This window comes from Enterococcus sp. DIV0840, from assembly GCF_050527835.1.
Lineage (GTDB): Bacteria > Bacillota > Bacilli > Lactobacillales > Enterococcaceae > Enterococcus_L > Enterococcus_L ureasiticus.
The window spans coordinates 2,934,187-2,949,121 of the sequence record NZ_CP172876.1 but is presented as its reverse complement, the minus strand read 5'-3'; the positions used below and the strand labels follow the sequence as shown (position 1 = coordinate 2,949,121).

Below are 14,935 nucleotides of genomic sequence, written 5' to 3'. Positions count from 1 at the left end.
ATTCTATACTATTTTTTTAAGAGGACCAAGCAAGTTTGTTTATACTTGCTCGGTCCTCTTTCGATTTTTATAAAACTTTTCTTAAAAAATCCTGAGTTCTTGGGTTTTTCGGTTGACCAAAAATCTCTTCAGGAGTGCCTTCTTCTTGAATAATTCCTGCATCCATGAAAATCACACGATCGGCTACTTCACGGGCGAAGCCCATTTCGTGTGTTACAACGACCATCGTCATTCCTTCAACTGCCAAAGCTTTCATAACAGCTAAAACTTCACCGACCATTTCTGGATCAAGTGCAGATGTTGGCTCATCAAAGAGCATTACATCAGGATTCATTGCTAAGGCACGAGCAATCGCTACTCGTTGTTGTTGCCCACCAGATAAGCTTGAAGGGTAGCTTGCAGCTTTATCTTTTAAACCAACTTGTTCTAATAAAGCATAAGCTTTTTCTTTCGCTTTTTCTGGTGTTTCTTTTTTGACTTTGATTGGACTGATCGTCAAATTATCTAAAACTGTTTTATGGGGAAATAGATTGAAATTTTGGAATACCATCCCCATTTTTTGGCGAAGAGCATCGATATCTGTATCTTTATCCAATAAATTTTTGCCTTCAAATTCGATCGTTCCGTCTGTTGGTTGTTCTAATAAGTTTAAGCAACGTAAGAAGGTACTTTTTCCGCTACCAGAAGGGCCGATGATTACGACCACTTCTCCAGCTTTTACATCTAAATCGATGCCTTTTAAGACTTCATTTTTTCCGAAGGTTTTGTGCAAGTTTTTTATATTAATCACTAGTGCTCATTCTCCTCTCAGCAACACCTAACAGGCGTGAAATAGTAAAGGTTAAAACAAAGTAAATCAATGATACCACAAGGTATGGTAAGAATGGTTTAAAGCTAGCTCCTTGAACATTGCCGGCTTGGAATATTAATTCCGAAACTCCGATGACCGAAACGACAGAAGATTCTTTGATTACAGTGACAAATTCATTTCCTAAAGCAGGTAAGATGTTTTTGATTGCTTGCGGTAAAATGATGTAGCGCATTGCTTGCGGTTGATTCATACCAAGAGAACGTGCAGCTTCTAATTGCCCTTTGTTGACGGCATTGATTCCGGCACGAACGATTTCAGCAACATAAGCACCGCTGTTTAATGCAAGAGCGATACAACCAGCAGCGATTTTCGATAAATCAAGACCTAGAACACCTGTACCGAAATAAACGATAAAAATTTGAACTAATAAAGGAGTACCACGAACATATTCAATATAGCAGATAGCGATACCACGTAAAATTTTTGATTTAGATAATTTCATTAATGCTAGTAAACCACCCAGAATAGCACCAAACAATACGCCCATAAAGGCTAAGAAAATGGTGTAACCAGCACCGCTGATATAGAATTTTCCGTATTTTCCAAGGAAGCTTTCATCATCTGTAAACATTAATTTACCGGCTTCTTTTTTATAACCATCTAATAAATTATTATCATTGATCGTTTTGATCGAAGCATTGACTTTTTGTTCTAAAATAGGTGCATTTTTAGGAATCGCAACAGCTGCATCTTTTTGACCTTGTTCAAATGAAACATCTGCAAATGTCAATTCTTGATCACGATCAACATAAGCTTCAGCAACGGGGCCTTCCAAAACAGCAGCATCAACTTTTTTATTTTTTAAATTCATGATGATGTCTGGTACTTTTTGTAGAGAAGTTGGAATCGAACCAACAAGTTCTGTTTTCGCTAACTCTTCTTGGGTAGTTTGTTTTTGAACGCCAACTTTTATACCATCAAAATCTTTTGTTGATTGAAATTGATCTTTGTCCGCTTTTCTAACAACAACTTTTTGTTGGACAGTCATGTAAGGAGTCGAAAAATTAACTTCTTGCAGTCGTTCAGGTGTTGGTGCCATACCTGAAATAATCAAATCGATTTTGCCAGTTTTCAATGCACCTAATAATGCATCAAAACCCAATTCTTCGATTTTTAATTTAACGCCAAGATCATCTGCGATTTTTTGTGCAATTGAGATGTCAAAACCAACAACTTGGTCTTTACCGTCAACATCTGCATGAAATTCATACGGTGCATAGTCAGCAGACAACCCAACGATTAGTTCACCACGTTTCATAATGCTGTCGTAGACTGGATCTGGTTCTTCGGCGATTGCTGTAGTTACCGAGATAAAAGTGAGTAGTACCAGCAATATAGGGATAATAAGTGCTAAGGTTTTTTTACATAATTTCATTTGTTCTTCTCCTTTATAATAGAGTAATAACAGTTGAGTAAGTACAACTGCTTAGTTTTTCAATAAATATTCTAAAAATCACGTATAAATGTATAAAAATTTATTGTTTTTGGATGTGTTTTATCATATCATAGATTAAGGGAAAGGAAAAGTGAATTTTATCAAAGAATTTACAAAATTTCACTTTTGCATAAAAATTAGTAAAAAATGAAAGGTCGAGAAGAATGAATCAATCATTGATAGTAAGAGGAGCGCCGCAAGAATATGAATGCCGGGTTGGTGCGTGGGATGATTTAGAAGAACATTTAAATAGAAGAAAGATCAAACGAGTAATGGTTTTACATGGGAAAGATTCATGGGAAGCGGCGAAACCGTATTTTCCTACACTAATGAATATAGATGCACACTTTGTCTATTATGGCGGAGAATGTACGGATGAGCAGACGATAGCGTTAAAGCAAATGTTTGAACACGAGCAATTAGAAGCAATCATCGCTGTTGGAGGTGGGAAAATTGCAGATTTAGGTAAAGCTGTAGCGAATCAATGTGATACGCCTATCTTGATTTTACCAACACTAGCTGCAACCTGTGCTGCGTATACACCATTAAGTGTGATATACAAAAATGATAGTGCTATGGATCGCTATGATGTCTTTGCTAAAAGTAATGCATTAGTGTTGATTGAGCCTAAAGTGATCTTGGATTCACCAATCGAGTTGATGATCGCAGGGATCGGCGATACTGTGGCTAAATGGTATGAAGCAGATGCAATGATCTCACAATTATCAGTACAGCCGATCGAGATCCAGGTATCTGCATACGCAGCTAAAAAATGCCGAGATGTTTTACTTGCGGACAGTCAAGAAGCGCTCAATGCTATGAAAGAAAAAGAAATCAATCAAGCCTTTTTAAATGTTGTAGAAACGAATATTTTACTTGGCGGGATGGTTGGTGGATTCGGTGATGATTACGGTCGAACCTCAGGGGCTCACTCAATTCACGATGCATTGACTATTTTACCAGAGAGCCACCACCAACTTCATGGCAATAAAGTTGCGTATGGTGTTTTGGTTCAGTTAGTGATCGAAAATAAATGGTCAGAAATCGAGCAACTAATTCCGTTTTACCGCAGTCTTGATTTACCTACTTCATTAAAGGAAATGAAGATGTGTTTATCAGAGGATGATTATCAGCGTGTTGCTGAACGTGCTGCTGAGCCGCACGAAACCATTCATTATATGAAAGAAAAGATCACGCCAGAAATTGTAAAAACAGCAATGATCGAACTTGAAGCAGCGATGAGCAGTAAATAAGTGAAGGTGAAAATATCAAAAGAACTGGAGACCTGAGTTTTTGAACGCTGTTCTCCAGTTTTTATTGTTCTAAGGATATCCTAAAGAAAGCCCGTAAAACCTTGCAAATACGAACAAAAAAAAGTATGATGAGGAAAGTGTAAATTTACAAAAGAAAGTAGGAGAATGAATGACAGAACCAGCCATTCGTTATCGTTTAATAAAGAAAGAAAAACATACAGGTGCCCGTTTAGGAGAAATAATCACGCCTCACGGTACTTTTCCGACACCGATGTTTATGCCTGTAGGAACGTTAGCGACAGTAAAAACCATGTCACCAGAAGACTTGAAAGAGATGGGAGCCGGAGTGATTCTAAGCAATACCTATCATTTATGGCTTCGTCCCGGAGATGATTTGATTGCGGAAGCTGGCGGCTTACATAAGTTTATGAATTGGGATCAACCGATTTTAACAGATTCTGGTGGCTTTCAAGTATTCTCATTAAGTGATATGCGAAAAATCACAGAAGAAGGGGTTCATTTTAGACATCATTTAAATGGGTCTAAATTATTCCTTTCACCAGAAAAAGCCATCAATATCCAAAATAATCTAGGCTCTGATATCATGATGAGTTTTGATGAATGTCCACCGTTTGACGAAAGCTATGATTATGTGAAGAAATCAATCGAGCGTACATCACGCTGGGCAGAACGTGGATTGAAAGCTCATGCTAATCCAGACCGTCAAGGCTTATTTGGAATCATTCAAGGTGCTGGGTATGAAGATCTACGTCGTCAAAGCGCCAAAGATTTGATCAGTATGGACTTCCCAGGTTATTCTATTGGTGGCTTATCAGTTGGTGAACCTAAAGCTGAAATGAATCGTGTGCTAGATTTTACAACGCCTTTGATTCCTGATAATAAACCAAGATATCTAATGGGTGTGGGAACAGCTGATTCATTGATTGATGGCGTGATTCGTGGTATCGATATGTTTGACTGTGTGTTGCCGACTCGAATTGCTAGAAATGGAACGTGTATGACTTCTAAGGGGCGTCTAGTTGTTAAAAATGCGCAGTACGCAAGAGATTTTCGTCCGTTGGATGAGAAATGTGATTGTTATACTTGTAAAAACTATACTCGTGCTTATATCCGTCATTTGATTAAAGCGGATGAAACATTTGGTATTCGTTTAACGTCGTACCATAATTTATATTTCCTACTTAATTTGATGAAACAAGTTCGTCAAGCAATCATGGATGATAATTTACTGGAATTTAGACAAGCCTTTTTTGAAGAATATGGCTTCAATAAAGAGAATGCGAAAAGTTTCTAAAAAATCAATCAAAAGACTAGTGTTGTACAAGAAATTTTGGTACAGTAAACTAGTGATTATAGGATAGAGAGGTGAATAGATAATGGGCGGAGGACTTTCGTTTATTTTACCATTAATTCTTTTAGCAGGAATGATGTTTTTTATGACTCGTTCGCAAAAGAAACAACAAAATGAACGTCAAACACTTTTAGATGCAATGAAAGTGGGCGATGACGTTGTAACGATTGGCGGATTACATGGTGTAATCTCTGAAATCGACAATGACAAAAAAACTGTACTGATCGATTGTGAAGGAATTATCCTTGAATTTGATCGTGCAGCAATCAAAACAGTTAAGCCAGGTACAGTTGTTGCAAATGACAATGATGTAACTGTAGTTGAAACGAAGGAAGAAACAGTGGTTGAAGAACCAACTGTAACAGAAACTTCTGAAAACAACGAAACGAAAGAATAAATTCCAGCTTGCTGGAATTTTTTCTTTCTAAAACACATAAGAAAAATAGAGAGGTCATTCTTTAGAAAGAGGGGGAGAACCATCGAAAAGCTATCGTGGCATCAAAAGTTCTTATTGAAAAAAGAATTAAAAATCAAATGCCGATCTTTTCAGCAACTTGGTTATTCATCGGTTAATGAAACAGAATTGATGAACTATCTTGTTTCTTATCGTTGGAAAAAGAAAGCTCCATCATCGATCAAAGCGTGTCGGGAAGACATTTTACATATTGAGCCAAATGAATTTTTTGATTATCAGCAGTTGATTGCACAAACAAGTAGTTTAACAATTAAAGATTGGCAAGACTTGACGGATCTATTCTAATACGGATAGGTTCTTTTTTTCTTTTTGTATAATAATAAGCGCTTACTTTTGCGGGGTAGGTAAAAATATAATTTAATGTGAAAAAAATCACAATAAAACTATTTACAAGAGAAAAATAATGTTGTATGATGTGTATGTGAAATAGTTAACAAACAAAAAATAAAACATTTATTTTTCTAGGAGGATCACAATGGCTAAAACAATGAAGAAAGAAGATACCAAAACGACTGATGTATCAGCAATGATCGACGAGCTAGCAAAAAAAGCAAATGTCGCTTTAAAAGAAATGGAAGACTTCGATCAAGAAAAAGTTGACCACATTGTGCACCAAATGGCAATGGCTGCTTTAGATCAACACATGCCTCTAGCAAAAATGGCAGTTGAAGAAACTGGCCGTGGAATTTATGAAGATAAAGCAATCAAAAATATGTACGCTTCTGAATATATCTGGAACAGCATCAAACATGATAAAACTGTAGGTGTTATTAATAAAGACGACCAAACAGGCTTGATTGAAATCGCTGAACCAGTCGGAGTAGTTTGTGGTGTTACACCAACAACGAATCCAACATCAACAACCATTTTTAAAGCATTGATTTCTATTAAAACACGTAACCCAATCGTTTTTGCTTTCCATCCAAGCGCACAAAAATGTTCTGCAGAAGCTGCTCGTATCGTTCGTGACGCAGCCATTAAAGCAGGTGCTCCAGAAAATTGTGTACAATGGATCGAACAACCTTCATTAGAAGCTACTTCAGGCTTGATGAATCATCCTGGAATTGCGATCGTTTTAGCCACTGGTGGTAGTGCTATGGTGAAATCAGCCTACTCAACTGGTAAACCAGCTTTAGGTGTTGGACCAGGTAACGTTCCTTCTTATATTGAAAAAACAGCGAAAATCAAACGTGCAGTCAATGACTTGATCGTTTCTAAATCATTTGATAATGGTATGATCTGTGCTTCTGAACAAGCTGTGATCGTAGACAATGAAGTTTATGCAGCTGTAAAAGCTGAATTTGAAGCACATCAAGTATATTTTGTTAAACCAAACGAATTACAAAAACTAGAAGATGCTGTCATGAACGAAGGTAAATATGCCGTTAATCCAGCAATCGTTGGTTATTCTGCTGAACATATCGCAGAACTTGCAGGTATCAAAGTACCAAAAGGCACGAAAATCTTAATTGCTGAACTTGAAGGAGCAGGCGCTGAATATCCACTTTCTCGTGAGAAATTATCTCCAGTTTTAGCCATGATGAAAGCAAAAAATACAGATCATGCCTTTGACCTATGTGAAGCAATGCTTGAATTAGGTGGATTGGGGCATACAGCTGTGATCCATACAGAAGATGAAGATCTACAAGTGAAATTTGGTTTACGCATGAAAGCTTGCCGTATCTTGGTAAACTCTCCATCTGCTGAAGGTGGGATCGGTAATATCTATAACGAAATGATTCCTTCATTAACATTAGGTTGCGGATCTTACGGTAAAAACTCAGTCTCTAAAAACGTATCTGCTGTCAACTTGATCAATGTCAAAACTGTAGCGAAACGGAGAAATAATATGCAATGGTTTAAATTACCGCCAAAAATTTTCTTTGAAAAAAATTCATTACAATATCTACAAAAAATGGAAAATGTTGAACGTGTTATGATCGTCTGTGATCCAGGAATGGTTCAATTTGGTTATGCTGATACGGTTCGCAAAGAATTACAAAAACGTAAAAATGACGTTCAAATCGAAGTATTCTCAGCAGTAGAACCAAATCCATCAACAAACACAGTGTATGCTGGAACAAAAGTCATGGTTGATTTTGAACCTGATACAATTATCGCATTAGGTGGCGGCTCTGCAATGGACGCAGCTAAAGGCATGTGGATGTTTTATGAGCATCCAGATACAGAATTCTTTGGTGCAAAACAAAAATTCTTAGATATTCGTAAACGTACGTACAAAATTGAAAAAGCCGTTAAAACTCAATTTGTATGTATTCCAACAACATCTGGTACTGGTTCAGAAGTAACACCATTTGCGGTTATTACAGATAGTGAAACTCATGTAAAATATCCATTAGCTGATTATGCATTGACGCCAGATGTTGCGATTATCGATCCACAATTTGTTATGTCAGTTCCAGCTTCTGTAACAGCGGATACTGGTATGGATGTATTAACACATGCGATCGAGTCTTACGTTTCAGTAATGGCTTCTGATTACACGCGTGGATTAAGTTTACAAGCAATCAAATTAGTCTTTGAACACTTAGAAAACTCAGTGAAACGTCCAGATGCAGAAAGTCGTGAAAAAATGCATAACGCATCAACAATGGCTGGTATGGCTTTTGCCAACGCATTCTTAGGAATTTGTCACTCAGTAGCTCATAAAATTGGTGGAGAATATGGGATTCCTCACGGACGTACAAATGCGATTTTATTACCGCATATTATCCGTTACAATGCCAAAGATCCTTCAAAACATGCAATGTTCCCTAAATATGACTACTTCCGTGCAGACACAGATTACGCTGATATTGCGAAATTCTTAGGTCTGAAAGGAAAAAATACAGCAGAATTAGTGGATGCATTAGCAACAGCAGTTTACGATTTAGGTGTATCTGTTGGAATCGATATGAACTTGAAAGCACAAGGTGTTACACAAGAGATTCTTGATTCAACTGTTGATCATATGGCTGAACTAGCTTATGAAGATCAATGTACAACAGCAAATCCAAAAGAACCGTTGATCAGTGAATTGAAACAAATCATCATTGATGCCTACAATGGTTAATTGAATAAAGTGAGAAGAGTAGCTGAAAAGTTACTCTTCTTTTTTTATGAAAAGGAGTATAATGATGGTAATCAAAGACGGAGGGATAGATAATGACGATTAGAGAAGCAAAACTAGAAGATATCGAAGCAATCAATCAACTAAATACGTATCCATTAAATCATGCATATCCACTTGAAGATGCTAAAGAACAGTTGAGCTATCTACTTTCATCACCTGTCAATAAATTATTTGTAGAAGAAATAGATGGAACCGTAGTTGGTTACGTTCAGTTAAGTGAATATGTTTGTACCTATGGACCCAATCTGATGAATGTTATGGCACTTGTGGTGGGTGAAAACCTGCATGGAAAGGGCGTAGGGAAATCACTATTGAACTACTCAGAAGAATGGGCAAAAGAAAACGGTGCACAAGGGATTCGCCTAAACTCAGGAGTTGAACGAACCGAAGCACACAAATTTTATGAACATCAAGGATATGAGAGAGTGAAGAACCAAGTGAATTTCAGAAAATTGTTTCAATCAAAATAAATCAAATCATGAAAAGAGGATACAAATGATTACATTAAAATCAAAAAGAGAAATAGATAAAATGAAGGAATCAGGGGCCTTATTAGCAGATGTACACAAACAATTACGAACATTTATTAAGCCTGGAATTACAAGCTGGGATATCGAAGTATTTGTTCGGCATTATATTGAGAGTCATGGTGGAATACCTGCCCAAATTGGTTTTGAAGACTATGAATTCGCAACATGCTGTAGTATCAATGATGAAATCTGCCATGGTTTTCCTCGGAAAAAGATATTAAAAGATGGAGACCTAATCAAGGTTGATATGTGTATTGACTTAAATGGTGCTATTTCAGATTCTTGCTGGGCTTATTCAGTAGGGGAAGCAACAGATGAAACGAAACATTTAATGGAAGTCACTAAAAAAGCTTTATATTTAGGCATTGAGCAAGCGCAAGTAGGCAAGCGCGTTGGTGATATCGGTCATGCCATTCAAACGTATGTGGAGTCAGAAGGCTACAGTGTTGTTCGAGATTTTATAGCACATGGTATTGGTCCAACGATTCATGAAGAACCATTTTTTGGCCACTACGGGGAACCTGGAAAGGGGTTACGACTAAAAGAGGGAATGACAATAACGATTGAACCGATGGTCAATGCTGGTTTGTGGCAAATGGAAATGGAGCCAAATGGTTGGACTGCCAAGACAAAAGATGGTAGTTTGAGCTGCCAGTATGAACATAGTTTAGCGATTACAAAAGAAGGACCGGTGATTTTGACCTCGCAAGGAGAAGAAGGCAGTTACTAGAGTGAAACATCGTTCAAAAATAATAACGAGCATTGCTTTTTCAAATAAATCATTTGATGTATATAATGGAGTTAAATTATCAGATTTATTCTATTCAAGAAAGGATGAGTAAAGATGTCCAAATTTTCTCCATGTTTATGGTTTGATGGAAAAGTAGAAGAAGCAGCTGAATTTTATGTGAACGCATTTGAACAAAGTAAAATCAATAAGGTTGATTACTATGTAGACAGTGAACATCAACCTAAAGGATCAGTGTTGACTATAGCGTTGACACTTGCAGGTCAAGAAGTTATTTTGTTGAATGGCGGGCCGGAATTTAATTTTACACCCGCAATTTCTTTTTTTGTAGAATGTGAGACACAAGAGCAAATCAACAAGTTATGGGAAACATTAAGCCATAAAGGAGAAGTACTGATGGAATTTGGGACGTATCCTTTCAGCAAGAAATACGGTTGGTTAAAAGACCAGTATGGTGTTTCATGGCAGTTGGTCTTATCAGAAACGCCGCAATCTATTGCACCAAGCTTTTTATTTACTGGAGAACAGTTTGGAAAAGCAGAAGAGGCGATGAATCAATGGATTGAGATTTTTGGTGAAGGTAATGTAGAATATGTCCAAAAAAATCCAGATGGCACTGTTGCGCAAGCTTTATTTACGATGCATGGACAACCGTTCAGAGTAATGGATAGTGGTGAGGATCATGATTTTACGTTTACGATGGCAACTTCATTTTATGTCTATTGTAAAGATCAAGCTGAAATCGATCGGTTATGGGAGGCTGTCACGGCTATAGGAAAAGAATGGCCGTGTGGTTGGATGGAAGATGAGTACGGGGTGTGTTGGCAAACTGTTACGACGGATATGGATGAGTTATTCGATAATTCTGATCCAGATAGAGCGTATCGCGTGATGCAGGAATTATATAAAATGAAACGAATTGATATATCTGCATTGAGACAAGCGTATAAAGGGTAAGATAAAAAGCAGGCTGAGCATTTAAGCTCAATCTGCTTTTCTTTATTTACTTCTCTTAGCAAACGGTTGATAAGCAATCCCACGACTTTCACACCAATGAATGATCTCACTAGAAAAAATAATATCTGTCGTTGTCAGCTCAGCTGTCGTTTTTTTACCAAGTAATGTATATGAAAGTTTAAGTTCATCTTCCCATTGTTGAACAAGTTCAATCGTTTCATCAAGACCATTTGTCATTAACTGATTTAAAATAGTTCCAGCCACACCAACACTTTTAGCACCTAAGCTAAGTGCTTTGACGATATCTAGTGACTGTCGAACACCACCAGACGCTAAAACTGTTAGGTCGCGTTGCCAATTCACGGATTCTAATAGAGAGAGGACCGTTGATTGCCCCCAATCAGTTAAAAAGCCAAGCTCCCGTTTTTTACGACGGGCATTTTCGATTTGGGTAAAGCTTGTTCCACCTTGTCCGCTAACGTCAACCGCTTTGACACCACGCCAGACTAATTGCTCGATTGTTTCACTACTCATGCCAAAACCAACTTCTTTCACAATAACCGGAACAGACAAATGAGAAACAATATCTTCAATATTATCTAGCCAACCATGAAAGTCACGATCACCTTCTGGCATTACTAACTCTTGCGGAATATTCACATGAATTTGCAGTCCATCAGCTTGAAAAAGATCGACCGCTTTTTTGGCTTCTTCTAAAGAAAGTCCAGCGCCAATATTTGCTAGAATTACCCCGTCAGGATTTTCTTTACGCATGATTTGATAAGTATCTGCCAAATTAGGATCCTTCAAAGCGGCATTGACTGACCCTGTCGCCACCATCACACCCGTTTCTCTAGCGATGATGCCCAATTGCTGATTGATTTCTTTCGCGCGATCGCTACCACCAGTCATAGCATTGATATAAAATGGCTGTTTAAAGGAAAAATCAAGAAAAGAGGTTGAAATATCAACGTCATCCATTGCTATTTCTGAAAATGAATGATGAACAAAACGAATTTGGTCGAAGTCATTGGTTTTGTCTTTATGAAAGGCTTTAGCCAAAGAGATATGTTCATCTTTTCGATTCATCTTTTTCCTGCTTTCCGTAAAAATATACATGTAATGGTAAAGGCGTGATGCCTTCTTTTTCCCAAGAGCTCATTAAAGGTAAAATACCCGATTTTTGTTTAAACAAGACAATTCCGCAATCGCCCCCGCCTGCACCAGATGATTTCGCTGCACCGCCGTAAGTTTGAGCTAAATTACATAATTTTTTAAGGGCAGGGGTTTCAATCGTAACACCTGTGATCGATGTTAGTTGTTGGAGCAATTTACGGTTTTTTCGTATCTGTGCTTGAATCAATGGAATATTTTCTGTATTGAAGCCTGTAATCATTGTTTCAACACAGGCTTTACTGTCGTCCAAAAATTGTCGGTACGCTGTTTCTTGTACTTCTTTTGATTGGTTGACTTGATCGACTAAATCAGAAGTAGAAGCAGGGCTTCCAGTCCAGCCAATCAGCAGACGTAGTTTTTTTGGAACCGTTAAAGGTTGGATCATTAATTTCGGCCAGGTTGCTTGAAGTAATGTTGTCAAAGTTTGTTTTTGAACTTGTTCATTGACCCATTGGTGGTCGAAAGTTGAAAAAGCAATCCAACCGCCATAGCAACTTGCCGCGATATCTCCACAAGAACCATTTCCTTGAACTTCTAAATGAGCTAGTGCAGAAAGTTTGAAAATTTCTTCTTCAGACAACTCTAAACCATAAAAAAGACTCAATGCTTTTACGGTTGCCACTGTTACAGCTCCGCTAGAGCCTAATCCATATTTCCGCCCATTTGAATTATCTAATTCACTGGTGACTTTCAAGTGGTAAAAAGATAATTCTTTGTATTGTTCTTGCGCATATTTCTCTGTTAAACGAATTGCTGCCAGTACGTAATGGAAGGGATTTTCCCGAATATCTAGAACCAGTTCATTGTTTCTTCTCGTCCAACGTACAGGTAGTGAACTAAATTGAGCAGACTGAATGCTGCCGACGTTTTCTGCTGTTTCAAGAGTAACCGTTACAAATTGATCTACTGCAACGATGATCGCCGGATGTCCTGGTTCAACAACGGCATATTCACCAGCAATAAACAGCTTGCCTGGTGTAGAAACTTCTATCATAATTCTTCCGACCTTTCTACAGGAATAGCTTCTATTCCTGGTCCTGCGTATGCTGCAATCAGCTGTTGCTGAGAAAAATGCTCTCCTAAAAAGTTCTTTAAAGCAGCTAAATTTTTCTTCTCTACTAAAATTTTAACATTCGGTCCAGCATCCATTGTAAAGTAACACGGTAGACCAACTTGTCTAGCTGAACGCACTAATTGCATAACTTTTAAGCTTTCAGGTGACCAGTAAGTAAATGGTGGTACGGCCGCTAACGTCGTTCCATGCATGCGTAAACCATTTGCTTCAGTGACTTGACCGAGCTTATTAAAATCTTTTTCTGTGATTGCTTCTTTGGCTGTGGCTAAGTCTGCTTCGACGTTTTCTAGCCAACCGAAATAAAAGCTTGATGTTTCAACCGTTCGTTTCATGCCATCACGACTGGAAATATCTTTTACGCCATCATCGACTAAAACGAAAAGCATCGCTAATTCGTCCTCCCATTGATCAGAAGGAATAATTTGGGCAAATGATGTCTGATCAGACTCGCCTTTTTGCCATTCAGAAAATCCACCGAAAATACTACGACAAGCTGATCCTGAGCCGCGTCTAGCCAAGCGGGACAGTTCTGTTTCAGTTAATTGTAAATTCAGCGCCTCACTACATGCGCCAGCGAGAGCGGCTAAACCACTGGCAGAAGAAGCTAAACCAGCAGCTGTTGGGACAAAGTTTTGACTGTCGACTTTCGCAAATAGGGACAGATTTTGTTGTTGTCGAACAAGATCTAAGAATTTAGAAATTTTGGCAGTCTGCTTAAGATCTTGTTTTTTTCCATCTAAAAAGAAACTATCTTCCGTCAAGGTTTCATCAAAATATACACTTGTTTCGGTATAAAATGCATCTAATGTTAAAGAAAGACTGTTGTTCATAGGTAATATTAAGCGTTCATCTTTTTTTCCCCAATATTTTATCAACGCTATATTTGTATAGGCTCGTGCTTTTCCAGCGTACATTAATTTTTCACTCCTAATGATTGAATCCAAGTGGCTTTTGCACCTGCTAACTCTATCGCTTTAGCGATTTTTACCGCTTGCTCCTTAGAATCAGCTAAGGCGATCATACAACCACCACGGCCACCACCTGTTAATTTTGCCCCTAACGCGCCATTTTCCTGAGCAGTAATGACTAAATGATCTAATTGATCATTACTGACGGTTAATGCTTTAAGCTGAACGTGTGCTTGATTCATGATTTTTCCCAATGAATAAGCATCATCTGTTAAAATAGCTTGTTTTGCAAGCTTAGTCAAGTGGCCTAACTCAGTAATATGTTGTGAAACGCTTTGTTTGTTTTGTTCAAAAAGCTGAGCTACATCACTAACAGCCTCTCTTGTTTGACCTTTGATACCAGTGTCTGCAACGATCAAATAAGCATTGGAAACGTTCATTGGAAAGGTTTCTAATGGATGACCTTTTATGAAAAATAGTGATTCATTCCCACTAGTTGCCGCTGCATCAATACCGCTAGGATTACCATGGGCAATTTTTTCTGCGCGATTTACTAAAGGAAGCAAGGTTTCTTGTGTGCAAGGAACCTCGAAATAGTCAAATAATGCCCGAACGATAGAAACGGCCGCAGCAGCACTTGAACCCATTCCGCGTTCTGCTGGAATTGTACTGGTAATAGTGATTTTAAAAGTCGTATTTTCTTGGTGAAGTACACTCAATGTTTGGTTGATGACTTCTTTGACACTTTTCAACTGAGGAGGCACTTCTGACAATTGTCCAGAAAAATAATGACAATCTAATACCATAGTAGTGGCAGATTCAACTTTTGTTGAAATATAAGTCTCTTGAAACGGAAAAGCAATCGCAGGTTCACCATAAACGACAGAATGTTCCCCCATCAATATAATTTTCCCAGAAGCTTGCCCATGACCAGTTTTTTCTTTATTCATTCTAATTAACAGTCCTTTTATTTAAATATCAAATGCGTGGTAATCTAAGGTA

At 37.9% G+C, this 14,935-nt stretch carries 14 protein-coding genes; 8 read left to right on the top strand and 6 right to left on the bottom strand.

All coding sequences use genetic code 11. From position 1 onward, the window contains the following. Window positions 1-67: 67 nt before the first annotated feature. Together IGL98_RS14110 and IGL98_RS14105 are read right to left on the bottom strand one after the other, a co-directional pair. Window positions 68-790, bottom strand: a complete 723-nt coding sequence (locus IGL98_RS14110) for an ATP-binding cassette domain-containing protein (RefSeq protein WP_206841818.1) — start codon at window positions 788-790, stop codon at window positions 68-70. Beyond that, window positions 783-2,246, bottom strand: coding sequence for an ABC transporter permease subunit (locus tag IGL98_RS14105; protein ID WP_206911659.1), 1,464 nt, complete (start codon window positions 2,244-2,246; stop codon window positions 783-785). Before IGL98_RS14105 ends, IGL98_RS14110 begins: the two co-directional genes overlap by 8 nt. A 224-nt stretch (window positions 2,247-2,470) precedes the next feature. Between IGL98_RS14105 and IGL98_RS14100 the strand changes: the two genes are divergently transcribed. The 8 genes from IGL98_RS14100 to IGL98_RS14065 all read left to right on the top strand — a co-directional run bounded on the left by IGL98_RS14100 (window position 2,471) and on the right by IGL98_RS14065 (window position 10,774). Then, window positions 2,471-3,559 carry an iron-containing alcohol dehydrogenase family protein gene (locus IGL98_RS14100; RefSeq protein ID WP_206841822.1) on the top strand — a complete coding sequence of 363 codons (1,089 nt, stop codon included), beginning with the start codon at window positions 2,471-2,473 and terminating at the stop codon, window positions 3,557-3,559. A gap of 169 nt (window positions 3,560-3,728) precedes the next feature. Further along, a complete protein-coding gene (gene tgt, locus IGL98_RS14095; RefSeq protein ID WP_025873223.1) occupies window positions 3,729-4,874 on the top strand; it encodes a tRNA guanosine(34) transglycosylase Tgt in 1,146 nt (381 codons plus the stop codon). Between the two features lie 82 nt (window positions 4,875-4,956). Further along, window positions 4,957-5,328 carry a preprotein translocase subunit YajC gene (gene yajC / locus IGL98_RS14090; protein ID WP_206841825.1) on the top strand — a complete coding sequence of 124 codons (372 nt, stop codon included), beginning with the start codon at window positions 4,957-4,959 and terminating at the stop codon, window positions 5,326-5,328. A 45-nt stretch (window positions 5,329-5,373) separates the two neighbouring features. Then, a complete protein-coding gene (locus IGL98_RS14085; RefSeq protein WP_206841910.1) occupies window positions 5,374-5,691 on the top strand; it encodes a post-transcriptional regulator in 318 nt (105 codons plus the stop codon). Window positions 5,692-5,881: 190 nt separating this feature from the next. Then, window positions 5,882-8,479 carry a bifunctional acetaldehyde-CoA/alcohol dehydrogenase gene (gene adhE / locus IGL98_RS14080; protein ID WP_206911658.1) on the top strand — a complete coding sequence of 866 codons (2,598 nt, stop codon included), beginning with the start codon at window positions 5,882-5,884 and terminating at the stop codon, window positions 8,477-8,479. Between the two features lie 92 nt (window positions 8,480-8,571). Continuing rightward, window positions 8,572-9,009 (top strand): GNAT family N-acetyltransferase, encoded by a 438-nt coding sequence (locus IGL98_RS14075; protein WP_206841827.1) that lies wholly within the window; start codon window positions 8,572-8,574, stop codon window positions 9,007-9,009. Between the two features lie 25 nt (window positions 9,010-9,034). Next, window positions 9,035-9,799, top strand: coding sequence for a type I methionyl aminopeptidase (map, locus tag IGL98_RS14070; protein ID WP_206911657.1), 765 nt, complete (start codon window positions 9,035-9,037; stop codon window positions 9,797-9,799). 114 nt (window positions 9,800-9,913) lie between these two features. Next, the gene (locus IGL98_RS14065; protein WP_206911656.1) at window positions 9,914-10,774 is read left to right on the top strand and encodes a VOC family protein; all 861 of its coding nucleotides are present in this window, start codon (window positions 9,914-9,916) and stop codon (window positions 10,772-10,774) included. Between the two features lie 42 nt (window positions 10,775-10,816). Here IGL98_RS14065 and fni read toward each other — a convergent pair whose 3' ends face one another. From fni to mvk, 4 genes are read right to left on the bottom strand one after another with little or no spacing between them, the layout of a single operon-like run. After that, window positions 10,817-11,863 (bottom strand): type 2 isopentenyl-diphosphate Delta-isomerase, encoded by a 1,047-nt coding sequence (gene fni / locus IGL98_RS14060; RefSeq protein ID WP_206911655.1) that lies wholly within the window; start codon window positions 11,861-11,863, stop codon window positions 10,817-10,819. Beyond that, a complete protein-coding gene (locus IGL98_RS14055; RefSeq protein WP_206841834.1) occupies window positions 11,847-12,944 on the bottom strand; it encodes a phosphomevalonate kinase in 1,098 nt (365 codons plus the stop codon). The genes fni and IGL98_RS14055 overlap by 17 nt, the downstream gene beginning before the upstream one ends. Next, window positions 12,941-13,939: a diphosphomevalonate decarboxylase gene (gene mvaD / locus IGL98_RS14050; protein ID WP_206841835.1), complete on the bottom strand. Its 999-nt coding sequence runs from the start codon at window positions 13,937-13,939 to the stop codon at window positions 12,941-12,943. The genes IGL98_RS14055 and mvaD overlap by 4 nt, the downstream gene beginning before the upstream one ends. Next, window positions 13,939-14,883: a mevalonate kinase gene (gene mvk / locus IGL98_RS14045; protein WP_206841837.1), complete on the bottom strand. Its 945-nt coding sequence runs from the start codon at window positions 14,881-14,883 to the stop codon at window positions 13,939-13,941. The genes mvaD and mvk overlap by 1 nt, the downstream gene beginning before the upstream one ends. Window positions 14,884-14,935 lie beyond the last annotated feature (52 nt).